19 protein-coding genes and 1 pseudogene are annotated in these 26,596 nt (G+C 58.9%); 9 read left to right on the forward strand and 11 right to left on the reverse strand.

All coding sequences use genetic code 11. The features are described 5' to 3' along the window. Positions 1-92 precede the first annotated feature (92 nt). Entirely contained in the window at positions 93-605 is a 513-nt protein-coding gene (locus BDE40_RS06155) for an AmiS/UreI family transporter (protein WP_134013544.1), read from the forward strand. A 49-nt stretch (positions 606-654) separates the two neighbouring features. Here the strand turns inward: BDE40_RS06155 and lpdA are convergent, their stop codons facing one another. The 4 genes and pseudogenes from lpdA to BDE40_RS06175 all read right to left on the reverse strand — a co-directional run bounded on the left by lpdA (position 655) and on the right by BDE40_RS06175 (position 7,802). Then, entirely contained in the window at positions 655-2,397 is a 1,743-nt protein-coding gene (lpdA, locus tag BDE40_RS06160; RefSeq protein ID WP_134013545.1) for a dihydrolipoyl dehydrogenase, read from the reverse strand. Positions 2,398-2,410: 13 nt separating this feature from the next. After that, positions 2,411-3,685 (reverse strand): annotated as a pseudogene (gene aceF / locus BDE40_RS06165) (dihydrolipoyllysine-residue acetyltransferase); the annotation flags it as partial. 18 nt (positions 3,686-3,703) lie between these two features. After that, on the reverse strand, positions 3,704-6,361 hold the full coding sequence (aceE, locus tag BDE40_RS06170; protein ID WP_134013547.1) for a pyruvate dehydrogenase (acetyl-transferring), homodimeric type: 2,658 nt from the start codon (positions 6,359-6,361) through the stop codon (positions 3,704-3,706). 508 nt (positions 6,362-6,869) lie between these two features. Then, complete coding sequence (locus tag BDE40_RS06175) at positions 6,870-7,802, reverse strand: LysR family transcriptional regulator (RefSeq protein WP_134013548.1); 933 nt, start codon at positions 7,800-7,802, stop codon at positions 6,870-6,872. A 99-nt stretch (positions 7,803-7,901) separates the two neighbouring features. Here BDE40_RS06175 and BDE40_RS06180 point away from each other — a divergent pair, with 99 nt between their 5' ends. Continuing rightward, a complete protein-coding gene (locus BDE40_RS06180) occupies positions 7,902-9,137 on the forward strand; it encodes a urate hydroxylase PuuD (protein ID WP_134013549.1) in 1,236 nt (411 codons plus the stop codon). Positions 9,138-9,509: 372 nt separating this feature from the next. Here the strand turns inward: BDE40_RS06180 and BDE40_RS06185 are convergent, their stop codons facing one another. From BDE40_RS06185 to BDE40_RS06200, 4 genes are all read right to left on the reverse strand, one after another. After that, entirely contained in the window at positions 9,510-9,827 is a 318-nt protein-coding gene (locus BDE40_RS06185; protein WP_134013550.1) for a carboxymuconolactone decarboxylase family protein, read from the reverse strand. Positions 9,828-9,869: 42 nt separating this feature from the next. Beyond that, positions 9,870-10,397 (reverse strand): DUF2478 domain-containing protein, encoded by a 528-nt coding sequence (locus BDE40_RS06190; protein WP_134013551.1) that lies wholly within the window; start codon positions 10,395-10,397, stop codon positions 9,870-9,872. Continuing rightward, positions 10,394-11,659, reverse strand: a complete 1,266-nt coding sequence (locus BDE40_RS06195; RefSeq protein ID WP_246030366.1) for a molybdopterin molybdotransferase MoeA — start codon at positions 11,657-11,659, stop codon at positions 10,394-10,396. Before BDE40_RS06195 ends, BDE40_RS06190 begins: the two co-directional genes overlap by 4 nt. 79 nt (positions 11,660-11,738) lie before the next feature. Then, on the reverse strand, positions 11,739-14,411 hold the full coding sequence (locus tag BDE40_RS06200) for a molybdopterin-dependent oxidoreductase (RefSeq protein ID WP_134013553.1): 2,673 nt from the start codon (positions 14,409-14,411) through the stop codon (positions 11,739-11,741). Here BDE40_RS06200 and BDE40_RS06205 point away from each other — a divergent pair. Further along, entirely contained in the window at positions 14,405-15,232 is an 828-nt protein-coding gene (locus BDE40_RS06205; RefSeq protein ID WP_342774997.1) for a response regulator, read from the forward strand. The two genes, BDE40_RS06200 and BDE40_RS06205, sit on opposite strands and share 7 nt — an antisense overlap. On the opposite strand, the gene BDE40_RS06210 is transcribed toward BDE40_RS06205, so the two are convergent. Further along, positions 15,205-17,985, reverse strand: coding sequence for an ATP-binding protein (locus BDE40_RS06210; RefSeq protein WP_134013554.1), 2,781 nt, complete (start codon positions 17,983-17,985; stop codon positions 15,205-15,207). The genes BDE40_RS06205 and BDE40_RS06210 overlap by 28 nt on opposite strands. On the opposite strand from BDE40_RS06210, the gene torT reads away from it, so the two are divergent. After that, positions 17,963-18,961: a TMAO reductase system periplasmic protein TorT gene (gene torT, locus BDE40_RS06215; protein ID WP_246030367.1), complete on the forward strand. Its 999-nt coding sequence runs from the start codon at positions 17,963-17,965 to the stop codon at positions 18,959-18,961. The genes BDE40_RS06210 and torT overlap by 23 nt on opposite strands. A gap of 188 nt (positions 18,962-19,149) precedes the next feature. Continuing rightward, positions 19,150-20,535, forward strand: a complete 1,386-nt coding sequence (locus BDE40_RS06220) for a GntP family permease (protein WP_134013556.1) — start codon at positions 19,150-19,152, stop codon at positions 20,533-20,535. Positions 20,536-20,581: 46 nt separating this feature from the next. On the opposite strand, the gene BDE40_RS06225 is transcribed toward BDE40_RS06220, so the two are convergent. Then, entirely contained in the window at positions 20,582-21,409 is an 828-nt protein-coding gene (locus tag BDE40_RS06225) for a universal stress protein (protein ID WP_134013557.1), read from the reverse strand. A 297-nt stretch (positions 21,410-21,706) separates the two neighbouring features. Here BDE40_RS06225 and BDE40_RS06230 point away from each other — a divergent pair, with 297 nt between their 5' ends. Together BDE40_RS06230 and BDE40_RS06235 are read left to right on the forward strand one after the other, a co-directional pair. Further along, positions 21,707-23,251, forward strand: coding sequence for a phospholipase D family protein (locus BDE40_RS06230; protein WP_134013558.1), 1,545 nt, complete (start codon positions 21,707-21,709; stop codon positions 23,249-23,251). A gap of 198 nt (positions 23,252-23,449) precedes the next feature. Then, positions 23,450-24,184 carry a Crp/Fnr family transcriptional regulator gene (locus BDE40_RS06235; protein ID WP_134013559.1) on the forward strand — a complete coding sequence of 245 codons (735 nt, stop codon included), beginning with the start codon at positions 23,450-23,452 and terminating at the stop codon, positions 24,182-24,184. Here BDE40_RS06235 and BDE40_RS06240 read toward each other — a convergent pair. Beyond that, a complete protein-coding gene (locus BDE40_RS06240; protein ID WP_134013560.1) occupies positions 24,181-24,597 on the reverse strand; it encodes a CBS domain-containing protein in 417 nt (138 codons plus the stop codon). The two genes, BDE40_RS06235 and BDE40_RS06240, sit on opposite strands and share 4 nt — an antisense overlap. Positions 24,598-24,764: 167 nt before the next feature. On the opposite strand from BDE40_RS06240, the gene BDE40_RS06245 reads away from it, so the two are divergent. Continuing rightward, positions 24,765-25,607 carry a universal stress protein gene (locus tag BDE40_RS06245; RefSeq protein ID WP_162848033.1) on the forward strand — a complete coding sequence of 281 codons (843 nt, stop codon included), beginning with the start codon at positions 24,765-24,767 and terminating at the stop codon, positions 25,605-25,607. 110 nt (positions 25,608-25,717) lie between these two features. After that, positions 25,718-26,437 carry a phosphatase PAP2 family protein gene (locus tag BDE40_RS06250; protein WP_246030368.1) on the forward strand — a complete coding sequence of 240 codons (720 nt, stop codon included), beginning with the start codon at positions 25,718-25,720 and terminating at the stop codon, positions 26,435-26,437. Positions 26,438-26,596: the final 159 nt, after the last annotated feature.

A 26,596-nucleotide genomic window follows, 5' to 3' on the forward strand; every position in this document is an offset into this window, starting at 1 on the left:
TCCGCCCTCCATCGCTGCATGATAAGGAAAGGGGCCGTCTGGCCCCTTTCGCTCGTCTAACGGGTGCCAATGCCCCAACAAAGGATCGACTAATGCTTCTCGGATTATCACTGCTCTATGTCGGGGCCGTTCTCATCCTCAACGGGCTTTGGCTCTCGGGCCGGATCGAGGATCGCGAGATCATCCTTATCAATCTGGTCGTCGCAGCGATATCGTTCTTTGTGGCAATCCATACGGCAGTTTTCGCCGACACCATTACGGACGTCAGGGCTGCTGCCATGACACTGCTTTTCGCGATCACCTATCTGTGGGTCGCCTATAACCGGTTGCAAGACTGCGACGGTCGCGGCCTTGGCTGGTTCAGCCTGTTTGTGTCCGTCACCGTCGTGCCTGTGGCGCTTCTGGGCTTTGCACAGGCGGACAGCGTGATGTCGATCTGGCTGGCCTTCTCGTGGGCCGCGTGGGCGGTACTCTGGCTTGTCTACTTCCTCGTTCTCACCCTGCAAAAGCCGATCCAGAAGCTGGCCGCCTTTTTCACACTATTTTGTGGCGTCTTCACAGCGTGGCTACCCGGCATGCTGCTGCTGTTCGAGGTCGCAAACTAAAAAAGCGCGCCCCGAGGGACGCGCTTTTCCGTTGTCATTTCCCAGCGGCCTAGTGCCGTTTCTTCGGCGGCATCAGGTCGGTGATCGTTCCCTCGAACATTTCTGCCGCGAAGTTGACCGTTTCCGACAAGGTCGGGTGCGGGTGGATGGTGTGGCCCAGATCGGTCGCGTCGCAACCCATCTCGATGGCCAGCGCCACCTCGGCGATCAGATCACCGGCATTGGTGCCGACAATGGCAGCGCCTACGACACGATCATCGGTCGGGTCGAAGATCACCTTGGTCATCCCTTCCGAACGCGCGTTGGACAGCGCCCGACCCGACGCCGCCCATGGGAACACGCCTTTGGCGACTTTCAGACCCTTGGCCTTGGCCTCGGTCTCCGTGATGCCGACCCAAGCGACCTCGGGGTCGGTATAAGCGACCGACGGGATTACCAGCGCGTCGAACGCGCGGTTTTCACCGGCGCAGACTTCGGCGGCAACCTTGCCTTCATGGACTGCCTTGTGTGCCAGCATCGGTTGCCCCACCACATCGCCGATAGCGAAGATATGCGGCACGCCGGTGCGTTGCTGGTTGTCGACGGCGATGAAGCCACGCTCGTCCACGGCCACACCTGCGGCCTCCGCGTTGATCAGCTTGCCGTTCGGGCGACGCCCGACCGAGACGAGGACCTTGTCGAACGTGTCGGTGGTAACCTCGCCCTTGTCGTCCTCGAAGGTCACTTTCAGCCCCTTCTTCTGGGCCTCCATCGCGGTGACCTTGGTTTTCAGCATGATCTTCTCATACCGCTTGGCAATCCGCGTTTGCAGCGGCTTGACCATGTCCTTGTCGGCACCGGGCATCAGCTGGTCCATGAACTCGACCACGGAGATTTTCGCCCCGAGCGCGTCATAGACGCAGGCCATTTCCAGACCGATGATGCCGCCGCCAAGGATCAGCATACGCTTCGGAATATCCGCCAGTTCCAGCGCACCAGTGCTGTCCAGAACGCGCGGGTCGTCATGCGGAATGAACGGCAACTCGACCGGCTCGGAGCCTGCCGCGATGATGCACTTATCGAAGCTGACCGTCTTGGTGCCGTCATCGCCGGTGACCTCGATCATGTTGGGACCGGTGAAGCGCCCCGTGCCGCGCACGGTGGTCACTTTGCGGGCCTTGGCCAAGCCATCGAGACCACCAGTCAACTGCCCTACGACCGAGTCTTTCCAGCCGCGCAGCGCGTCCAGATCAATCTTCGGCTTGGCGAAGGTGACGCCGTGGGCCGCCATCTCGTCGGCCTCGGTCAGAACCTTGGCCACGTGCAGCAGCGCCTTGGACGGGATACAACCCACGTTGAGGCAGACGCCGCCAAGTGTCGGGTTCTTCTCGATCAGAACAACGTTCTTGCCCAGATCCGCCGCGCGGAACGCCGCCGTATAGCCGCCCGGACCGGAGCCCAGAACGACAACTTCAGCGTGGATATCGCCCGGACCGGTGGCCGTGCCTGTGGGCGCGGTTGCGGTCGGGGCGGCAGGAGCCGCCGCAGGTGCAGGTGCCGCTTCTGCCGGAGCTTCCGCCGCGCCAGCGCCTTCCAGAACCAAAATGACAGCGCCCATCGAGACCTTGTCGCCCTCGGACAGCTTGATCTCCTTCACCACACCAGCGGCGGGGCTTGGCACTTCCAGCGTGGCCTTGTCGCTTTCCAGCTCGATCAGCGGGTCTTCCTCGGCGACAGTGTCACCGACGGAGACCAGAATGCTGATGACGGGCACATCGGAGAAATCACCGATATCGGGTACTTTGACTTCCATCTGAACGCCCCCCTTACAACATCAGCCGGCGCACGTCGCCGAGCAGGTGTTTCAGCGACGCGTTGAAGCGCGCGCCCAAAGCGCCGTCAATGGCGCGGTGGTCGAAGGACAGCGACAAGGGCTGCATCAGGCGGGGGATGAACTCCTCGCCATTCCAGACAGGGGCCATCTTGGCGCGGGTCAGGCCAAGGATCGCAACCTCCGGCGCGTTGACGATGGGCGTGAAGCCCGTGCCGCCAATGCCGCCCAAAGACGAGATCGTGAAGGTCGCCCCCTGCATGTCGGGGCCTTTCAGCTTGCCTTCACGCGCCGCCAGAGACAGCGAGCCCAACTCCTTGGAAATCTCGACGATCCCCTTGCGGTCGGCATCCTTGATCACCGGAACCATCAGGCCTTGGGGCGTGTCCGCCGCAAAGCCGATATTGTAGAAGTTCTTCTTGATCAGCTTGTCGCCGTCTGGATGGATCGAGGAATTGACCTCCCAATGCTCTTTCAGGGCCGAGACGCAGGCCTTGATCACGAAGCTCAAAAGCGTGACGCGGTAGCCTTGCTCTTTGGCGGCTGTGTCGAGTTCCTTGCGGTACTTGTCCAGCTCGGTGATGTCCGCCTCTTCATCGACGGTGACGTGCGGGATGTTGAGCCATGCGCGGTGCAGCGCGGGGCCGGACAGCTTCTTGATGCGGGGCATCTCGACGTCTTCGACGGGGCCGAATTTCGAGAAGTCCACGGCAGGCATCGGCGGAATGCCTATGCCGCCACCACTTGCGCCCGCAGGGGCAGAAGCTGTGGTGGATTTGAGGAACTTGGTCACGTCCTCGCGCAGGATACGGCCCTTGCGGCCCGTGCCGTTCACCTTGGTGATGTCGATTTCCAACTGGCGTGCAAAGGCGCGCACGGATGGCGAAGCACTGGACTTAGAGAAGCCGCTATCGACCACAGCCGCAGGGGCCGGAGCCGCCGCAGGTGCAGGAGCCGCCGCCGGAGCAGCTGCGGGGGCCGCGGGGGCCGGTGCTGCCTCGGCCGCAGGAGCCGCAGCACCTGCCGCATCGCCTTCAAGGACCAGCAGAACCGAGCCCATGGACACCTTGTCGCCTTCGGAAACCTTGATTTCCTTGACTACACCGGCGGCCGAGCTTGGGACCTCCATCGTGGCCTTGTCGCTTTCCAGCTCGACCAGCGGGTCTTCCACTGCGACGGTGTCACCAACGCTGACCAGAATGCTTACCACCGGCACTTCGTCGAAATCGCCGATATCTGGGACTTTTATTTCAATAGTCATAAGTTTGTTCCTTCTCTCAGGCGCTGATCAGGCCAGCCGTGGGTTCGGCTTGGCGCCGTCGATGTCGTATTTCTTGAGCGCTGCTTCCAGGTCTTTCTTGGTCACGTTGCCCGCTTTGTAGAGGTCCACCATCGCCGCCGCGGCGATGTGATTTGCATCCACCTCGAAGAAGCGGCGGAGATTGACCCGGCTGTCGGAGCGGCCAAAGCCGTCCGTGCCAAGCACGGTGTAGGACCCCGGCACAAAGGCGCGGATTTGTTCGGCGTAGTTCTTCATATAATCCGTCGCCGCGATAATCGGGCCTTTGGCCTTGCTCAAAGCTTGGGTTACATAAGGCACTTGTTCGTCCATCAACGGGTTCAGCCGGTTGTGGCGCGCCGCGTCTTGGCCGTCGCGGGCCAACTCGTTGAACGAGGTGGCCGACCAGATGTCGGAAGTGACGCCAAAGTCGTCTTTCAACATCTTCGCCGCCTCGATGGCCTGTACCAGAATGGTGCCGGAGCCCATCAAATTGACGTGCTTCTTGCCCGGCTTCTTGGTCTCGGTCATGCGGTAGAGACCGCGCAGGATCCCCTCCTCCGCCCCCATCGGCATATCAGGGTGGCTGTAGTTCTCGTTCATCAGGGTGATGTAGAAGGTGATGTCCTCCTGATCGACGAACATCCGTTGCAGGCCGTTATGGATAATCACCGCGACCTCGTAGCTGAAGGTCGGGTCATAGGTGACGCAGTTCGGGATGGTGCCGGCCAGAATGTGGCTGTGGCCATCCTCGTGCTGCAAACCCTCGCCGTTCAGCGTGGTCCGGCCCGCCGTGGCCCCCAAAAGGAAGCCCCGCGCGCGGCTGTCGCCTGCGGCCCATGCCAGATCGCCCACGCGTTGGTGACCGAACATTGAGTAGTAGATGTAGAACGGGATCATCGGAACGCCGTGGTTGGAATACGACGTCGCCGCCGCGATCCAGTCAGCCATCGCCCCCGCCTCGTTGATGCCTTCCTGCAGGACCTGACCGTCGGTCGTTTCCTTGTAGAACATCATCTGGTCGGCATCTTCAGGCGTGTAGTTCTGCCCCAGCGGGTTATAAATCCCCGCCGAGCGGAACAGCCCCTCCATGCCGAACGTGCGCGACTCGTCCGGCACAATCGGCACCACGAACTTGCCGATGGTCTTGTCGCGCAGCAGCGTCGTCAGAATGCGCACATAGGCCATGGTGGTAGAGATTTCGCGATCACCCGTGCCTTTCAATTGCGCCTCGAACTTTGTCAAAGGCGGAATTTCCAGCTTCGGCGCATCACGCCAGTCGCGTTTCGGGAACTCCCCGCCAAGTGCCGAACGACGGTCCGCCAGATAGGCTTTTTGCGAGTTGTTCAACGCCACAAACGGCGCTTTGGGCAGATCCTCGTCCGAGACGGGGATATCGAACCGGTCGCGGAATTCGCGCAACTGGTTGTCAGCGAACTTCTTGGCGGAGTGGGTGATGTTTTGCCCCTCGCCCGCTGTGCCCATGCCGTAGCCTTTGACCGTTTTGATCAACAGACAAGTCGGCTGGCCCTTGGTGTCGCTGGCGGTCTTGAACGCGGTGTAGACCTTCTGCGGATCATGCCCGCCCCGACGCAGCGCCCAGATTTGCTCGTCGCTCCAATCGGCCACCAAGGCAGCGGTCTCGGGGTACTTGCCGAAGAAATGCTTGCGGATATAGGCACCGTCTTTCGACTTGAAGGTCTGGTAGTCGCCGTCGACGGTCTCGTCCATCAACTGCTTGAGACGTCCGGTGTGGTCATTTTCCAGCAACTCGTCCCAGCCTTTGCCCCAGAGCAGCTTGATCACGTTCCAACCGGCCCCGCGGAAGTCGCCTTCCAGTTCTTGCACGATCTTGCCGTTGCCGCGCACAGGTCCGTCAAGGCGTTGCAGGTTGCAATTGACCACGAAGATCAAGTTGTCCAAGCCTTCGCGCGCCGCCAGATCAATCGCGCCGCGGCTTTCCGGCTCGTCCATCTCGCCATCGCCCAAGAACGCCCAGACCTTGCGGTCGCCCATGTCGATATGGCCGCGGTTGTGCATGTATTTCATGAACCGCGCCTGATAGATCGCCATCAGCGGGCCAAGACCCATCGAGACGGTCGGGAACTGCCAGTAATCCGGCATCAACCACGGATGCGGATAGGACGACAGGCCGCCGCCATCCACTTCGGAGCGGAAGCTCTCGAGCTGCTCTTCGCTGATCCGGCCTTCCATGAAGGAGCGCGCGTAGATGCCCGGGATCACGTGGCCCTGGAAGAACACCAGATCGCCGCCATGGATCGCGGATTTGGAACGCCAGAAGTGGTTCAGCCCAATGTCATACATCACCGCCGAGGAGGCAAACGACGCGATATGCCCGCCATACTCGCTGCTTTCCTTGTTGCGGCGTACCACCGTCGCCATCGCGTTCCAGCGGTTGATCGTGCGGATGCGCCATTCCATGTCCAGATCGCCCGGCACGGCCAGCTCGTCATCGGCCGGAATGGTATTCTGGTACGGCGTCGTGGCGGAAAACGGCAGCGTAGCTCCTGCGGCGCGGGCTTGTTGAACAGCCTTGTCCAGCAGGTAATGGGCACGGTTTGCGCCATCCTTTTCGATCACGTCCTGAATGGCTTCCTGCCATTCCTGACTCTCGATCGGATCAATGTCGGTGTTCTGGATTGTCATTCTGTATCTCCGATAGACGCTTGGAATTGGGTCAATGTCAGTATTCAGACGCGAACCGCATGGCGTCTGATTTTGAGTCAAAAAAGCCGGGTCACATCCCCGGCCTGTTGAAAAAATACGTGTTAAAGCGGAGGCCCACCTCACAATCTGGCAACGGGGCGATAGCTTTCTGGTTTACTGTGGGGCTGACGCTGCGGCATGCAGGATAGGCCCTGAAGGTAGTGTCGCCACATGTGGCACGAGGACCGACCTCACCAGATTGGCTTGAGAATGGGTAAATCATTTTTCCTCCGGTTTACCTACGATACCTATTACTGGGGGCGCGCCAACCGGATTCTTTTGTCCCGATCATATATGTCTCCGCCAACCAGAGCCCTAACGAACACAATCAAGCTGCCCTTGGGGCATGCCATGCTTCGCTGCTTGTATTTCGAAACAAAGAAATTGTTTATCAAAATAAACGCGAAGGTATCTTTGCAAGAGGCGTAGTCTCCCCCACTGGATGTCCCTAGCGTGGCAATTGTTCCGGCAACTTTGTTTTCTTGATCACACTGCTGATGCGGTCGAAAACAAACTCCATAAACAGGCGGGTTTTAGGGTCTTGGTGGCGGCGATGGGTAAACAGGCACGCCATCTGGATCGCTTCGGGCGGTGTCTCTTCGCCCACCACGACCAATTCGCCCGACTTTAAATACTCGGCCACTTCGAAAACAGGCTTCAGCGTGATGCCCTGCCCCGCCAATGCCCAATCCACCAAAATGTCACCATCGTCACATTCGTAATGCCCCGTTGCGCGATACCGTTTCGGGCCATCCTTGGTCATCAAAGGCCACTGAAATTCGGCCGCGCCGGGAAAGCGCAGGTTCAGGCATTCATGCCTGTCCTTGACGATCTCGTCGCCTGACCGAGGATGTCCGCGTTTCTCGATATAGTGTGGCGAGGCACACAACACGCGTTGAACGTCCGCGATTTTCTTGATGCGAAGGGTGCTGTCTTCGGGCTGCCCTAGGAAATAGGCAAGGTCCAACCCTTCCGTAGTCAGGTCCACCGTTCTGTCCGTCAACCTTAGCCGCACGTTTACTTCGGGATACTCGGCCAAAAAGGCCGGTACTTGTGGCGCGATCAGCCGTCGGCCAACCCCCAAAGGGGCCGCCACATAAAGCGAGCCGCGCGGGTAATCGGTGATGTCGACCACTTGCGCTTCCGCAGCTTCGACGGATTCCAATACGGTACACGCCCCGCCATAGAACACTTTGCCTTGCTCTGTCGGGGCCAGATTTCGTGTGGTCCGCTGGAACAGTCGTACACCCAGATGTTGCTCCAATTGCGATATCCGCGAGGACGTCACCGCAGGCGAAATGCGCAAATCTCGACCGGCAGCAGACATGCTGCCTAACTCGTAGACACGGACAAAAGTGCGGATATTATCTAGATAGGACATTGTTTTGTTTTTTTTGATGCTGCTTGGTGTTTTGTAACAATACAAGAATAACGCAGTGACGACTAGTGTGTGATTGAACTCGAATCTTGGGAGCTTGCTATGTACGACCTGGCTATCATGTGGGACTGGATCGCTTTTTCGGTCCGCTGGCTACACCTTATCACCGCAATGGCGTGGATCGGTGCATCCTTCTATTTCATCGCCCTCGATCTGGGCTTGCGCAAAGCCCCTAACATGCCCGCAGGTGCGCATGGCGAAGAATGGCAGGTGCATGGCGGCGGGTTCTACCACATCCAGAAATATCTGGTCGCCCCCGAGAACATGCCGGAGCATCTGATCTGGCACAAATGGCAAAGCTACATCACCTGGGTCTCAGGTGCAGCCATGCTAATGATCGTCTACTGGGTCGGCGGCGAGCTGTATCTTCTTGACCCTACCAAAGCCGAATTAAGCTTGTGGCAAGGTATCCTGATCTCCGGCGGTTCCCTGACCATCGGCTGGCTGGCCTACGACTTCATGTGCAAATCCAAGCTGAGCGAGCAACCTACCCTGCTGATGCTGCTTCTATTCGTGATCCTTGTGGTGATGTCTTGGGGGTATAACCAGATCTTCACCGGCCGCGCCGCCCTGCTGCATCTGGGCGCGTTCACCGCGACGATCATGACCGCGAACGTGTTCTTCCAGATCATGCCGAACCAACGCATCGTCGTGGCCGACCTTAAGGCAGGCCGTACACCGGACGCCAAGTATGGCAAGATCGCCAAAGTGCGCTCCACTCATAACAACTACCTGACCTTGCCGGTCGTGTTCCTTATGCTGTCCAACCACTACCCGCTGGCTTTCGGCACGCAATATGCGTGGATCATCGCCAGCCTGATCTTCCTGACGGGCGTCACTATCCGTCACTACTTCAACACCATGCACTCCACCGGCAAAGGTCCGAACTGGACATGGGGCGTGACAGTTGTGTTGATGATCGTGATCGCGTGGCTGTCCACCGTGCGCACGGGCGAAACATGGGAGGAAGCCGAAGCCCGTCCTCTGACCGCCTATGAGGAAAAATTCGCCTCCGCCGCTTCGTTCGAAGACGCTTACGACACCGTCGTTGGAAACTGCTCGATGTGCCATGCACGCGAGCCCGTTTGGGATGGTATGCTGTGGGCGCCCAAAGGTGTTTATCTTGAAACCAAAGGCGACGTTGCGCGGCACGCAAGCGAGATTTACCTTCACGCAGGTGTCAGCCATGCCATGCCGCCGCCCAATGCTGTCCAAATGGATCTGGAGGCCCGCGCTACCATCATCGACTGGGTGCGCGAAGTCCGCACTGGCGGCTAGACAGTCACTCTCATTTGCTTCGTAACTTACTGATATTATAGTATTACTACACCTAAACGTGTTCTTTGGATACTCTATGAGCATCTATCAACCCGTCCTGATAGATGAGTTTAAGTCACGCTGCCTTGGAAATATTTACTGTAAAGCATGCGTGCAGTCTCAAAAACCCGAGTGACACTCGCATAAAGCAAAGTCGCTTGCTGCAACCCCTCGGACATCTTGTTGCAGTTCACTGCGCTGGAGCCGATGACTGCTAATCAAGCCCTTTGAGCCCCATATACCAACAACTTGTGCCGATAATTCGGGATGGCCGAGTGAAAGCCCTTTAAGTAATCCCCAGCACCGCCGCCGTTGCCGCGGTGCCGGAACTTTCTAATCCTTATCGGTTACGTCCGATATCCAAGTACCGGCAGCAACAGCACGCGGCAGACCCAGAGGACCAATCGCAAGGAGCGCGACCTGGTGCAGGTCCTCTTTCGCAATCCCTTCCGCGACGCCGCGACGGGCATGCGAATGGACAGCGCCTTCGGAAACTGCTCCGATGGCCAGCGCAAGCTTGATCAAGCGGCGCTCGCGTTCCGTCAAACCGCCTGCGTTGGCGGTCGCGGCCCCCAGTTCGGCATACGCCGCCCAGATGGACGGGTAATTCTTGGCCAGATCACCGGCGGCACCGGGCAATTCTTTGTTCATATTACTTCCTTTCAACGGGTTATGTGGTTCTCTTAAATCAGATCAAGCCGCATTGCGGGCCTGCTGAACCGTCGCGAGCCAATGTAGAATAGCGGCGTCATCCATCGGCAGATCACAAGCCGCGTCTCCGCCAAATTCTGACCAGCCTTGGGCATAGGTGGGCCGGACCGCAGTCAGTACCGGTATATCAAGCGCAATGGCCTTGACCATCAGGTCACGAAACCCGCGCCCCTCGCTTTCGCCACGACCAAAACGGTTCAGGATCAGCAGGTCGGCCCCCTGCTCCAGCTCGCGCTCGAGAAACGCGGAGCATTCCGCCAGCGCGCCCGGATGCAAGCGGCAGCCGTGTGAGCCGTTGCCCAATGGTTGCGAAATGCGGAAGGTCCGGTTTGAGCCAAGCGTGGTCAGGTCCATGTCGGCGCAGTGACATTCACCACCCTCGGCCCCGCGGGTTTGCACCGCGCCGCGGATGCGCAGGCCGCTGGCCGTCAGGGTTTGGGAAATATTATCCAGAAACCCGTCGATATCACCGTACTCGAAGCGGATGGCAGCAAGGGGGGAAAGGCTCATGATACATCTCCATTATGGCAAAACGGGCGCCAGAACAGCCGCGCGCCTGTCGTGATTTCAGTGGTCCCGGCAGGGACGATGGCAAGACCGTCCGCCGTGCCAAGAGGCAACAGCGTGGCCGAGACGCTTTGGCCCAGTCGTTGCAGGACAGGCAGGCCCTGTTCATCATAGGCGACCAGGCGCACCGGAAAGACCTCGGCGCGGCCCGGCTTGCGGGTCCAGTCAAATCCGGCGACGGCGGGGACTGGTGCAAACGGTTTGGCCTCGATGCCCATCAGGCGCATGATCTGGGGCAGCACGAACATATGGAAGCCCACATGCACGGCGAACGGGTTGCCCGGAAGGCCGGTGAAGGCGGCGCTTCCCAAGGTGCCGAACATGACCGGCTTGCCGGGTTTCAGCTCCACGCGCCAGCCATGAACCGTGCCACCTGCGGCAGTCAGAGCGTCGCGGATGTGGTCCTTGCCGCCCATGGATACGGCGCCGGATGACAGGATCAGGTCGTAGTGCTCGCAGATGCCGTCAAGCGCGGCGGCGGTAGCGGCGGCATCGTCGGGGAGGATACCCAGATCGGTGGTTTCTGTACCCGCCTGCTGGGCCAAAGCCAGCAACATCGGGCGGTTGGCGTCGGGGATTTGCCCAAGCGTGCGGACCCCGCTGCGCAACTCGTCTCCGGTGGAAAAAACCGCGACGCGCGGGCGGCGGGTGACGTTGATCCGCTCGATGCCATTGGCGGCCAGCAGGCCGATGTGATGCGCGGCAATGCGGGTGCCAGCGAGCAGAAGTTGCTGCCCCGCGGCCTGATCGCTGCCCGCACGGCGGATGTTGTCGCCCAAGGCGGGGGCGCGTTCGATATGAACCTTGTGGGTCTTGTCGACGCAAGCCTCGATCATCACGACGGCATCTGCCCCTGCGGGCAAAGGCGCACCGGTGAAAATACGCAGTGCTGTGCCTTCGGGAAGCGTGATTGGGGCGTCTCCGGCAGCGACGGTGCCAGCAATTGGCAGGCAACAGCGGCCTTCCAGATCAGCGACACGCACGGCGAAGCCGTCCATGGCGGAGTTGTCGAAGAACGGCATCGCCTCGGGAGCAGCAACGGCTTTGGCGGTGGTCCGGCCAAGTGCATCTGCGAGGGAAACGGAGCGGGTGTCGGTGATCGGTGCTACCTGCGCAAGTGCGCGGTCCAGCGCGTCCGGGACGCTCATCATATCGGCGGAGTGCGAGAGGCTGTCGCAGCCGCATCCACCAGTAACGCGAGCCATGTGCATCTGCCGTGTCCTTTGGTTTTGGTGAGGGAAGGAGGCCGGATTATCCGGCCCCCTTGTTTTTTCGTGGTTGCGCTTACTTCGGAGCGTCAGAGGCGTTCATCATCAGGTAGTCCATGACCAACGTTGCCTCGTCATCTTCCAGCCCTGCACGTGGGAACATCGACGGCGTGATGCCTTTCCACTGTTGCTGCGTGAAGTGCGTCACTTCGCGCGGAGCGTGGCAGACGGTGCAGCGCTCGAAGTAGATTTTCTCGCCCGGCGTCATGTCGGCGTACAAGGCTTCGGTCAGCGCTTCGAGACGGTCGAGACCAAGTTTGTCCTCGTCGATCTCTGCGATTTCCATGTCCTCGATGATCGCAGGTTTCTCATAGGCCATGTTTGGACCTTCGGGGTCTTCACATTTGCGCATGCTGCAAAGCGTGGTGTTCGCAGTCGTTGCCTGTGCCAGACCCGATGAGGGCTGGGTCGAGGTCAGGAAGTTCACCAGGCCGGAGTTACAGCGGCCCTTGCTGTCCAGCGACGGCCATGCACCCTCGTAGAGCGAGATCACGCCCGGCATGATGTCGTCCGATACCACTGCACCGGCAATGACCGTGCCACGGTCGTTGTAGAGTTCGACCAGATCGCCATCCTCGATGCCACGCGATGCGGCGTCCTCGGTGTTGATCCGAACCGGCTCACGGCCCTGCACCTTGTAGAGAGCACGCAGTTTTTCCGATTGGTCCATCTGGCTGTGCAGGCGGAACCATGGGTGCGGCGACACAACGTGCAACTGGCCTTCCTTGGCGTTGCCCAGATATTCGTGTTTCTCCATCCACATCGGCATGCCGGGCATATCGTCGATTTCCAGCTTGGCGAAGTCTTCGCAGAACATCTCGATCTTGCCGGATGCCGTGTGCAGCGGCGTGCCTTCGGGGTCGTTGTAGAACTCGCTGTGACGGGTCCACTGGCGGGCTTCTTCCGGCACGTCCTGACGGGCATAGCCTTTCTCCCAGAACTCTTCGAACGGGGTATGCTGCGCCGCGCTGGATTTCTCGTAAGCCAGCTTGATGTGGTACATCTTGTCTTCGTTTTCGGTGAACTGCGTCCACAGGCCCAACTTATCGGCCAGCCCTTCGAAGATTTCATAGTCCGGCAGGCTCTCACCCACAGGCTCAATCACCTTTTTCATGGCGTAGATCTTGTCGTTGGAATAGGTGCCGCCCGAAGAAATGTCATCCTGTTCCAGCGTCGACGCGGCGGGCAGCACGATGTCGGCCCAGCGGGTCGCAGCGGTCCACCACACGTCGACACTGACCACAGTTTCGACCTTTTCAAGTGCACGGATCAGCCGGTTTGTATCCTGCTGGTGGCTCATGAAGTTGTTGCCTGCGTTGAAGACCAGCTTCACGTCAGGATAGGTGTGGGTGTTGCCGTTGTAGAAGACCTCCTTGCCGGGGTTTTCAAGCATTTCGGTGATCCGGCTGGCAGGGCAGACGCCTTTGACGAAGTTACGGCCCTGAGACATGCCCGCAGGGTTCGATTTACCCGAGGCAGGCATCCCGCCGTTGCCGTAGTGCCAGCTGAAGCCCACACCGCAACCCGGTTTGCCGATTTTGCCGGTGAGGGCAGCGAAGTTGATGATGGCCCAGTGGGTCATCTCGCCGTGTTGGGCGCGTTGCAGCGACCATGCACCGGCGATTTCGGTGTTGGACTTGGCGAACAGCTCGGCCATCTCGCGGATTTTGTCCGCTTCGATACCGGTGATTTCCGCGGCCCATTCGGGGGTCTTTGGCGTGTCGTCGGTTTCGCCTTTCAGATAGGCGATCCACTTGCCCGCGCCGACAGTATATTTGTCCATATAGGCGCGGTCTTCGAGACCTTGCTCCAGCACGTGGCTGGCCATGGCGCAGAACAGGGCCACGTCGGTGTTCGGTACAATCTTGACCCAGTCAGCGTTCAACATCTCATCAGATGCGGTGCGCTGCGGGTTGATGGAGACGAACTTGACGCCTGCATCGCGGATTTCTTCCCAGTGGGCATACATGCCGTGGTCGGCCACGCGATATTCGATACGGTTGTTCTTGATCGGGTCACAACCGACCAGCACGAACACATCTGTCTCGTCGCGAATGGTCTCCCACGCGGATTGCGCCGAGTAGACTTCCATGTCGCCGATGATGTGCGGCAGCGAGACCTGAGACGCACCGGCAGACCAGTCGCCGGACGTGTTGGTGCAACCACCGATGAGGTTGATCAAACGGCCCTGAAGCACGTTGGGGCGGAATGTACCCGCGTTCGACCAGCCGCCATAGGAAGAACTGAAGATCGCTTCGTTGCCGTGGTTCGCGGCGGTGTCCAACAGCGCCTTGGCGGTCAGGCTCCAGGCGGTGTCCCAGTCAACCTTGACGTATTCTTCCTTGCCGCGCAGTTCCGGTTTGGTCTCGCCGGTTTCCCAGCCCTCAAGATAGGACTTACGCACCATCGGGTAGTTGATCCGCGATTTGTCATAGGTCCGATCCATGACGCCATGGCTCAGCATTTCGGTGGGCCGCGCATCGATTTCCATGATGTTATTGACGCCGACCAGCTTGCCATCGCGCACGACAGCTTCAAACGGGCCGTAGTGGGTCGCATGGAAAATACGGTCTTTGAACGAGTTCGGATCCAGTGCGGCAAGCGCCGTCGAGCCCATCATGCTGGCTGTGCCGAATACGGCGGCACCACCTTGCAAAAACGCGCGGCGAGTAGGTTGATTGAATGACATGCGTGCCTCCTATGGCTGACTATCTGGGCATGACACTACTATTCAGGGCTTTGGTGGACTTTGACTTTGCGCAAGAGAGCTTGTTCGAAGATGTAAAGATTTGTAATGATGACGGTATGGCCCAACACATCCTCATTGTCGAAGACGACCGCACCACCCGCCTGCGCCTTGCAGCATATCTACGTGAGCAGGGGCATCGCGTCAGCGAGGCTGAAAATGCCGAAAGTATGGAGAACACCATCAGCGTGGACCCGCCCGAGTTGCTGCTGATCGACATCAACCTCGAGGGCAAAGACGGGCTGACAATCACCCGTGAACAGCGGGCCGTTTCACGGGTCGGGATCATCCTGTTGACCGCCCGCGACGATCAGGTGGACAAGATCGTAGGGCTGGAGATGGGCGCGGACGACTACGTAACCAAGCCGTTCGACAAGCGCGAACTGGCGGCGCGGGTCAAGAACCTGCTGGCGCGGATCGCCGACATCGGGCAGGCACCGCAGGGTGCGCCACCCGTGGAGGATTTCGGCCCGTGGTGTTTTGACCGCATCCGGCGCAGGCTGGTGTCCGCAGCACGCACAGAGACGCTGACCGTGCAGGAATTCGAAGTGATGTCAGCTCTTGCGGATCATCCGGGCCAGACCCTGAGCCGCGCGCGCCTCTCGGAGATGATCGGGCGTGGGTCGCATCGCTCTAACGACAGGATGATTGATGTGGTGGTCGGGCGGCTTCGCAAGAAGCTGGAAAATGACCCGACCAAGCCTGAGTGGATCCTGACAGAACACGGTCAGGGCTATCATTTCGTTGATCCGGCATCGGTTTGAAGACCCGCCTGCCCCGCCGCGGCCCTCAGGATCACGGCGGCTTCGTCTGCGCTGGAGTCTACCTGCTTGAGCAATTCATCGTCGGCCCCCTGCTCCGCCGTTTCGACCTTCGCCAAATCTGAACAAAACTGGTGTAGCTGAAAATTCGACGCGGCCCCCTTCAGTCGATGCGCCGCTTTGCGCTGTTGCTCGACGGGGCCGCTGCGGATGCTCTTCATTGCGGCAGGCAAGTCTGCCAGAAACTCGCGCAGGATCAGCCCGGTGGTCTCCGGTCCAAGATCCGAGACATCGCCGCGAATGCTGTCGAGGACAGCGTCGCCGCTTTGCGACGCATCTTCCGGCGCAGATGCGCTCAACACCTCGGTCAAAGCCCGCGGCGAAATCGGCTTGGACAGGATATGCGCAACGCCAAGGCGGTCGCGGTTCTCTTTTGTGTCGTCAATCAAATGCGCTGTTAAGGCGACCAGCAAAGGCGCGCCCGGCATTGCGTTAATCCGGGCCGCCACCTCCTCGCCGCGCATGTCCGGCAGATCAAGGTCGATCAGGATCAAGTCAAAACTGGCAGTTTTAGCGGCTTCAACTCCCGTCGTTCCGGTCGCGGCCAAGCTGACCGTACATCCCAGCCGCTCAAGATACCCGCGCGCCACGATCAGGTTCACTGCGTGGTCGTCGATCACCAGAACGTCGCGGCCCAGATTGCCTGTTGGCATCTGTGCATCATCATCGGCAATCGACGCCAGATCACCCGTCTCCAAGGGAGCGGTCAGGGTGAAGCGGCTGCCGATCCCAAGCTCGCTTTCCACGCTCAATGCCCCGCCTAATGCTTCGGTCAGCTTGCGCGAAATCGCAAGCCCAAGGCCAAGCCCTTCGATACCAGAGCGACGGGCCTCCTCGGTGCGCGCATAAGCGTCGAAGGCGTGGTCAATCGTCTCGCGGGTCATGCCAACGCCGGTATCGGACACCGCAAAGCTCACCACGGGCTGGCCGGTCTCGGGGGACATGGCATGATCTACCGACAGCGTTACCGTTCCGCGCTTGGTGTATTTCACGGCGTTGGAGATCAGGTTGCCAACGATCTGACGCAGTTTCACCACATCTCCGAACAGAACCAACGGCGCGTCTTCGGCAAGGTCTATGACAACCTCCAGCTTCTTGTCTGCCGCCAGTGACTGCAATTGATGCCCAAGCTGGCCAACAAGCTCCCGCAGCGGAAAATGCACCGGATTACCGCGATTGGCCCGATCTTCGCTGCTTGCGTAGTCGAGAATGTCATTTGTGATATCCACAAGATCACGGGCCGATTTATGCGCGGTCTTGACCCGTTCGCGATGATCGTCGTCAACCGCTTCGCTTTCCAGCAGCGACAGCATCCCGATAATGCCGTTCAAAGGGGTACGAATTTCGTGGCTCATACGTGCAAGAAACTCCGTCTTGCTGCGGTCGGCCGCTTCGGCCTCGGCGCGGGCAGCGTCAACGGCTTTCATCTCGGCCACCACATCCCCTGTCCGCGCGAGTACCGCATCCTCCAGATGTGTTTGCAAGCGGGTGGCATCAATCGCGCGCCGGCGCAAAATGTTGAGCGCCTTTTCCATGCGCCCGATTTCATCATGGCCGGTGATCGACAGCGGTTTGCCATAGGTTCCTTCCGCTACCGCCACGATGCGGCGCGACAGGTTCCCCAGCCGAGCGACCAACTGCCGGCGGGCGTATTGCCACAGAATTGCACCAGCGATCACCGCTGCGGCGACAATCGCAAGAAGTCCCATGGTCATCAGGGATGCGCGTCGCTGGGCGGTCGCAATTTTCTCTAATCCTTGCGCCTGCACAATGTCGCGAGCTTCTCGCGCCTGAACCGACATGACGGAAATGACGTCCGTCAGTTTTTCGCTATCCACCGCAATTGCCGCGTGCAATGCGGCTCGCTTTTCCTGAAGCTTGATCATCCCTTCGGGGGCCAACGCCTGCCTGAAGCGTTGCAGCAACTCCTCCGCTTCGGTCCGCGCCGTGAGCGATGGCATATAGCTGATGCGTCGCCCCGCAAGCACCAGACGCTCTGCCAGAAGTGTTTGCAGGTTTTCCAATTCCTCCGGCGCGAAAAGGCGTGGCACCTGTTGCAATTGCAACCGTCCGGCTTCGGTGATGCGCGCAAGCTCGGTCAGCCGCTCGAAAGCAAAGAAGTACTGGTCTGCAAGCGTATCAAGCGCGGGGCGTGGGCTGATATCCGGTTCCGAGTAGATATTCGCGATGCCGGCCGTAATTCTAAGCCGCGCAAGATCGGTTTCCGCCTCGATTAACGCGTCCAGACGCCCCCCAACCCGCGCGATATCGCGACTTTCCTCGGCAATCTGCTGCGCCAGGCGCAATTCTTCATGCGCGTTGTCGGTCATTCGGGCGATAATCTGACCAGCCTGCCCTTCCTGCTGCGTCGTTTGCACCGCAGGGCTCATGTTCCGAAGTTCCCGGGCGCCGGTCTCAATGCGTTCGACTGCAGCCTTTAGCGCGCCAGATATCCGCTCAAGACCGTCTTTCGTATCCGCCTGAACGAAGGTGGCGGCCAGCGACCCGACCAGTTCCGCCGACGCGCCGACCCTGCTTGCAAGCTCCATCGCCGGAAGGTTGCTCTGGATCAGATCGCCATGCGAGCGCACCAGATACCGGTTGACGCCAATCGCGGCCACCCCCACCATTATGGCCAAAACCGCCATTGCAGAGAGAATCTGGATCAGCCGCGTGTCAAATCTCGTTCGTTTCATAGCCAGACATTACGGGGCGACATCTGCCTGTTCAATCGGCGTTGCGGCTCTTTGTGTTGCTGTCCTGTCCAGCGCCGCAGTGGCCGAGCCGAAACGGCTGTTTTGCGCGCTCATTCCCCATTTTAAGGACGAATACTGGCTCAGCGTCGGCTACGGGCTTGAGCAGGAGGCGAAACGCGAAAACGTCGATCTGCTGTTCTTCGAGGCCGGAGGCTATCGTGCGCGCGCACAGCAGATTGAGCAACTTGATCTATGCGTCAAACGCGGCGTGGACGCGGTCCTGATCGGGGCAGTCACATCGGATCATCCCGACCTGATCACTGCCATCGACGATGCCGCTGGGAGCATCCCGATCTTCGGACTGGTCAACGAATTGCACGCCGGCACGCTCCGCGGTCGTATCGGCGTGGACTGGCAGGACATGGGGGCCGTCGTCGGACGCTATTTGAGCGAGCTGCACCCGGACGGATCACCGCCGCAAACCGCAGTATTCATTACCGGACCGCCTATGGCGGGATGGACCGGCCCGCTTGAAGCCGGACTGCGAGACGGGCTGACAGATAGCGCGGTGACACTCACAGGCGTCTACGGTGCCGATACCGGTCTGCGAGCGCAACTGGCGCTTGTTGAGACCGCGCTTGAGGAGTACCCGAACGCGGATTATCTCATCGGCAGCGCACCCGCTGTCGAGGCGGCGATCGGTTTGCTGGCGTCGCGACCGGGCGCGGAAGGACCGCTGCTTGTGGCGACATATGCGAACCATACAATCAAGCGCGGCCTGATGAATGGGAGCGTGCTGGCTGCATCTTTCGACGACCCCATGCGGCAGGGCCGGATGGCAATTCGCCAAGCCACGTCAATAACGTCTGCGCCTGTGGGCCCCGCCGGTCCCGGAGTCCTGCTTTTGACAAACGGAGACGACAATCTGAGTGATATTCGTATGTCGCCTGCCGGATATTTCCCATCAATCCAGTAAAAGCACATCAAACATACGGCTGACTCTAGACCGCGCAGCTCACTGACAACATGCCGTTAGACCTATCCTGGCGATTAGCGACTTCAGTTTGATCCAAGTTAAGGCACTGATCCTCTAGTCCAATGTAGCCATGCAATTCGTCGCATTGCTCAATCGTTGGGCAACGTCGATTTATCAAGGAGATAGATGTGGGATTGATCGGGATATTTCTGTCTCTGGGTCTGCTGATGTACCTCGCATATCGCGGGTTAAATGTGTTGATCCTTGCGCCGGGATTGGCCCTGCTGGCGGTCTTGATGAGTGGCAACTTACCCGTTCTGGCGACCTACACGCAGGTCTTCATGAACGCGCTTGGCGGGTACGTCATCCTCTATTTCCCGTTGTTCCTGCTGGGGGCCATTTTCGGCAAGGTCATGGCCGACAGCGGCTCTGCACGCGTGATCGCCGAGCAAATTATCGAGGGCCTTGGCGTAGACAGGGCGATTGCCGCGGTGGTTCTGGCGTGCGGCGTGTTAACCTTCGGCGGCGTATCCTTGTTTGTCGTGGCATTTGCCATCTATCCCATCGCCAACTCGCTTTTCCGGCAGGCCGATATTCCCAAACGTCTGCTGCCCGCCGCTATAGCATTGGGGTCATTCACCTTCACCATGACCGCCCTGCCCGGCACGCCTGCGATCCAGAACGCGATCCCGATGCCTTTCTTCGGCACCAACGCCTTTGCGGCCCCCATACTGGGTACGCTGGCCGGGTTGATCATGCTGCTAGGGGGGCTTGTATGGTTGAACCGGCGCGCGGCGGCTGCAAAGGCGCGCGGCGAGGGCTATGGCACACATAAAACGACCGCCGCCGATGCGGCCTTGCCTGACGGCGTGCAGTTGCCGGCCTTTGTACTGGCAATTGCTCCGGTCGTGTCCGTGATCGCGCTGAACGCGGCGTTCACCTATCTGGTGTTTCCCAATATGGACGCCGCCTATCTGGCAGAGCCGCAATACGGGGCAACCTCGCTGAAATCGGTCGCGGGCATTTGGGCGATTATCCTAGCGTTGGTGATTTCGATCCTGATGGCGGTTGTGGCGAACTGGAAGCGGTTCGACGACGTCAAAGACAGTGTCAATCAGGGTACGATGGGCTCGCTGCTGCCGATCTTCAACACTGCATCCGAGGTCGGATACGGTGCGGTGATAGCCTCCTTGCCCGCCTTCCTGATCGTCCGTGACAGTGTCTTAGGCATCTTCCCTGACAACCCGTTGGCCTCGCTTGCAGTTGCGGTCAACGTGCTGGCGGGGATTACCGGATCGGCTTCCGGTGGTATGTCCATCGCGCTGAATGCGTTGGGCGAGCAGTTCGCAGCCATGGGTCAGGCCCAAGGGGTCAGCATGGGGCTGATGCACCGTGTCACGGCCCTGTCGTCAGGCGGCTTCGACGCCCTGCCCCACAACGGCGCGGTGATCACCTTGTTGGGCATCTGCGGGCTGACTCACAAGCAAAGCTACGGCGACATCTTCGTCTGCGCGGTGGCGATCCCAGTGCTGGCAACCGTCACAGTGATCGTGCTTGGATCGGTTTCCTTCTGACACGAAAAACAAGATCAAGCGCCTCGAGCCATGACGCGGCCAACTGCTACCCTATGCGACCCGCGATCAGGACGTCACAAGCAGCATGGCCAAGCAGCAGGTTTGCTGTACTTCCCGGTACCAGCGACTTGAGGCCCGTCTTTTGAGTCCGTCCGAATGCAAGTAAGTCCGGCTTGATCTGCGCGGCACAGTTCAAGAGTTCATCACCCGCGATACCGCTTCTAATGGTTACCTGAGGCTCGATATCCCGAAGCTTTCCGTCCGGCACGCTCTTCAGTATCTCGGTGACATGACCCGAAACCATATCGTTGACGTTGTTCAACTCCTTCAAACAATTGCCGTCAGCACCGGTCACACTTGCAATCAAAAGCTCGGCGTCGGGTGCCAGCCCTGCCGCAAGCTCCAGCGCCGCGCGCGACCCCAATGTGTGATCAAACGCGACGAGTGATTTACCATACAGGGCATAAGGACGGTTTTTCACGACCAGTATGGGCGAACCAATCCGGGCAACAGCCTTGTCGGCGGTCGTTCCATAGAAAACCGCCATAGGCGTCAATTCGCGGCTGGGGCCCATGACCACAAGATCGGGATGGAACGAATCTACCGCCGCGACCAATTCCGAGATCGGGTCACCGGAAACCACTTTGATCTGATGGCGCAATGCGCCTCTTTTCGCAGCAGATATATCTGGCAATTGGGATTTCTGAATTTGCTCTTCAAGTTCCGAAATCCGGACGGCTGCATTCGCGGCACGAGGGTCGGTTACATGAAATATGAGCAACTCAGCGTCGTGTTGGATCGACAACATCATGGCGCGATGCAGGGCGCGATCAGAATGAGCGTCGAGATCTGTAGCATAGAGAATTCGTTTCATGGCGACCTTACTTTCCGTGGCAGTTCAATCGTTTCAATTTCAACGCGATGCCACCCGAACACGTCCAGGAACATCGGGGGTTTTTCGCAAGCTTGGCGCTTCTGGGCGGCAAACACCTTAACCTTAATCAACGACTAGTATGCCCTTGCGGGGTATCTTGTCTGATCTGAGGCTGGACAACCTTGCGATGACCCACGACATTGGGCTTTGAGCAGTGCGATTGTGCTCAGTTTGCGTCGGACCATCGTCCCATTTGCGCGCGGCTCCATCTGGTACAGGTAAGGGGAAGTTGAATAGATGCTTCTGACACTTTTACGGTATCTCGTTTACACAGTTGTCTTTCTCGCCTCCGCGATCCTCGTCGCGCGACTGATTTTTCCGGCACCGTCCAACACAGATCGCAACGAAACCTCTGCGCTAGGTCCTGCGGAAAGCGGCCCGTTGACAGAGGCGTTGACCCAAAGCAGCGCGCGCCACAAAGGACTGACCGGCATCGCGCCTCTCCAAAATGGCCTTGATGCCTTTGCGGCGCGCATATTGCTCGCCAATGCCGCAGTGTCCTCGATCGACGTGCAATACTACATCTGGCGCGGTGACATGACGGGGCATCTGTTGCTCAAGGCGCTGTATCGCGCCGCTGAACGCGGTGTGCGGGTGCGCTTGTTGCTGGACGACAACGGGATCGAAGGTCTCGACGACATTCTGGTGGCACTGGACGCCCATCCCAATATTGAGTTCCGCCTCTATAATCCGTTCACCTTGCGCCGCTTCAAACGGTTGTCCTATGCCTTCGATTTCTTCCGACTGAACCACCGCATGCACAACAAGGCCTTTACCGTCGATGGCCGCGCAAGCATCCTGGGCGGTCGCAATGTGGGTGACGAGTATTTCGGGACAGGCACAACACCGTTGCAAGTTGACCTGGATGTTCTCGCGGTAGGCGATATCGTCCCCCAGATATCGGCTGATTATGACCGCTACTGGAATTCCAAGCCCGTTCACCCTGCCACACAAATATTGGGTGAACCCTCTGCCGGAGTTTCGATCGCTGCAGCGTTGGCGGCGTTCGACAACGAGCCTGAGTATGAAAAGTACCGCGCGCTGCTTGAGACGTCGGACATAGTCGGATCGCTTGCAAGGGGCGAGCTTGCCTTGGAGTGGACCAATGCTGTCTTGGTCAGTGACGATCCGGTCCTTGGGTTCGGTGACGTCCCACACTCGGATTTATTTGTCACGCGGTTGCTTGAAGCCGTTGGACCAATCAAGTCCCGCTTTGACGGCGTGACGCCTTACTTCGTTCCCGGAGCTCAGGGTGTAAGAGCTTTTATCGCATTGGAAGACAACGGAATATCCGTGCGGATGCTTACCAATTCGCTTGAGGCGACAGATGCCCTGCCGGTGCATGCAGGCTATGCAAAACGCCGCGAAGACTTGTTGAGCGGAGGTATTGACCTGTTCGAGTTGCGCGCCCGCGCAGCAAGCTCTTCGTCAAACGATATTCTGGGTCCGTTGGGATCGTCCGGATCCAACCTTCACGCCAAGACATTTGCAGTAGACGGCACCCGGATTTTCGTCGGCTCGTTCAATTTTGACCCGCGTTCGGCAACTCTGAATACGGAAATGGGTTTGCTGATTGAAAGCACGACAATGGCGGAAGCGTTGCATGACGCCTTCGACGAGGGACTGAGCGGACTTGCGTGGCGCGTAGAATTGCGCGACCGCCGCCTGATATGGGCCAGTTCGTCGGACGGCACTGAAACAAGCCGGGAACCCGGCTCCACGCTGATTAAACGACTTGCGCTGACAGTCATCGGCTGGCTGCCTGTTGAATGGCTTTTGTGATCAAGGGGCAAAGCCTCGACGGCGTGAACGCCGTATCAGCTTTGAAAAGATGGTGACACGACCGGTCCTCGCCTTTTCGTCGCTCACTCAAGGAGCGCCAAAAGGCGGAAATTGACGTGGATCATTTGAATTAACTCCAAGACGTGCCCAAGTGTGACAAGTGAATAATTTTGTCTCTCCGTGGAAAGGTCCGTGAAAATGATTTCTAAAAGATCGTCGGACCGCATCCATACTACGTTGACGGATGCAATTTTGTCCGATCATCATGCGCCAACCAGTCGCGCACCCCAAGGGAAAACCCTTACCTTCGAGGGTGACTTCGCCGATCATTCGCTGCTCTTGCTTGAAGGTTGGATAGCCCTTTCCAAGACCCTCGCCAGTGGTGAAACCCAGATCATTGACGTGATGCTACCGGGCGACTTCGCGCTTGTCGGGACGCGGATTGTGCCCGTGGCCGCCTGCACTGTCGAGGCGTTGAGCGACATTGAGTATATCAACATCCAACCTGACAAAGCCAACGGCCCAGACACGGCGTCAGCCCACTTACGGGAAGTTCTAGCCGCATCAATTCTGACGACACAGTCGCGCACATCGGAGTTGCTGCTGCGCATGGGGCGCGGAAACGCCGCGAGCCGGGTCGCCTATGCTTTGATAGAATTTCACACGAGATTGCAGGCGGTCGGGCGCACCGACGGAAATATCTTGGAGTTTCCGATTAACCAGCAGAAATTCGGTGAATTTACAGGGCTAACGAACGTACATGTTTGCCGCACGCTTCGCCGTTTCGAACGCGAGGGCATCATTGCCCATCCCGATAGCCGTTCCATCGCGTTGACGGATATGAAGGCGCTCTGCACCCTTGCTGACGTCGATCTTGACCTCTTTCGCGATGAGATCTTGATCCGCCATCCCCTCCACGGGGTCGTGGATTAACGGCATTCGACGATCTCGCCCAAGGCCTGCCCTGCCAGTTCCTCGCTGGCGTCGCGCGCGATGTCGCCCAAGGACACTACCCCTACCAAGCGTCCGATACTGTCGCATACGACAAGACGCCTGACCTGAGCGTCGCCCATGACACGCGCAACGGCCACAACGTCCTGATCAGCACGGCACGAAAGAACATGCGATGTCATCACTGCGCAGACAGGTTGCTCAAGGCCGGGCTCGGCGTCCGACAGCAATCGCATCACCAAATCCCGATCTGTCACGATTCCGACCGGTATGTGATCCTTGCAGACCGGCAACATGCCGATATCGCGGTCCAGCATCAATGCAGCAGCGGCCCGAACGGAGGTGCTGAGACTTACGACAGACACCCTCGTCTGCATGATCTTACTCACCAACATGATGTCCTCGCAAAACCTTGGCCAAGATATGAAACAGCGAAGCGCGTCTATCGTTAACCTCGGTCAATGAACCCGCCATTCCAAGCGCATAGACGGATGACATCCGCGATCGATCAATGTCGCAGCGAAATCGCTCACAAAACCCGTGCCAGTGGAAAGGGCAGACCATGGACAATATCGTTGTCGCAACCGATCTATCTGCACGTTCGGATCGGGCCTTAAACAGAGCAGCGCTGCTCGCACGGCAGTTCTCCGCCACTCTCCACGTCGTGCATGTGATTGATGACGAATTGCCAAAGTCGGTCGTGAACCTTCAGCACCAAAGCGTTGAGGGGTTGCTCAACCGGCAAATAGTTAATCACGATGACTTCCGGGGTATCAACGTCAACGTGCACTTGCTCCTTGGGGACGCTTGGAAAGAAATTCTGAAGTTTGCGGTGCTGAAGAACGCGGATATTATCGTCCTGGGAACACATCGCTCACGCGGGTTCTTGGATCGGTTCAGAGGAACGACCATTGCGCGGGTCGCCGCGTCAAATACCGTTCCTACGCTGGTCGTCGCACAACAGGTCACGGGCGCCTACTGCCGCCCGCTGGTTGCCGTGGACTTTTCCAAATGCGCCGGAAACGCAGCCCGCCTTGCCGCCACGCTGGTACCCGAGCAAAATCTCACGCTACTTCACGCCTATCACATTCCTTTCAGAGCGCTGACTACGACAGCAAACGCGGCTGGTGAAATTTCGATGAGGGACAAACAACGGGCAGAGGCCGAACTGCAAGCGCCGATGCAGTCGTTTGAGGATGAACTGGACAGCGCGCGCACCTATGAATGGCTACTGATTGAAGGGGCTCCGACGGTCGTTCTCGACCGAGAAGCACGACGCCTTGGCACTGATCTGATTTGCGTCGGCCCGCATGCACGGTCGTGGTTGTCCAGATCATTGCTTGGCAGCACCACCGAACAATTGCTCGCAGACCCGACATGCGATGTTCTCGTTACTCCGCTTTGAGTTTTCCGTTCTTAGCAGCACAGGCAGTTGGCGAAATCCGAAGTAGTGCAGTTTCAGTATTTTGGGCTATTCAGGTGTAGAGCCATCTCTGAGAAGACAAGGACCAAGCCTTGGACAGCACTACGAAAAACACGCAAAGTGACCGCGGCGGAATTAGCCGAATAATCTCCGCGCTGTTTGTCTTGGCCAGCATGATCTGGGTTTTCTTTGAGCTCGCCGACGCTGTCATCGAGAACGAAACGCACAGGTTCGACACACTTGTCATGCTGGCGTTTCGAAATCCTGCCGACTTCAGCGATCCGCTGGGGCCCGTCTGGGTCGAAGAGCTTGCCCGCGATATCACAGCCCTTGGCGGTGTGGGCATCCTGACGTTTCTGGCCCTCTCTTCGGCAGGATTTTTATGGCTGCAAGGGCAACAGCGCCTCACCGGATTGCTGCTTGTGGCGGTAACGACCGGCATCTCGCTCAGTCAAATGCTGAAGTCGGGATTCGACCGCCCGCGACCTGAACTCGTGTCGCACGAGTCCGCGGTGTATACTGCCAGTTTCCCCAGTGGCCATTCGCTGATGGCGGCGATTGTCTATCTAACGCTTGCCGTATTGCTGGCCCGGACCTTGGACAGCAGGACTGCAAAGGCCTATGTCATCACGTTGGCGACTTTCGTGGTCATCGCCGTCGGCGTCAGCCGCGTCTATCTTGGCGTTCACTGGCCGACCGATGTTCTGGCGGGCTGGATCGTGGGGGCTGCGTGGGCGTTGCTCTGCGGGGTAATTGCCAGCTGGCTTGCACGACGGGGGCGCTTGGAGGGCGAGACGACCGCTCGCGATTGACACGTTTCAGGACATGGGCAACGCGGCTCGAAACACAACCCCGACGAGCGAGGCCGGACCGGTAAATATTTGGCGTATGCCCCGTTGAAAGCCCGGGTTGCGGTGCCCATATCAAAAACATGATGACCTTCAGCACTCATAAGAGGTTCCCGACTATTG

This window comes from Litoreibacter halocynthiae, from assembly GCF_004365635.1.
In the GTDB taxonomy this organism is placed as follows: Bacteria; Pseudomonadota; Alphaproteobacteria; order Rhodobacterales; family Rhodobacteraceae; genus Litoreibacter; species Litoreibacter halocynthiae.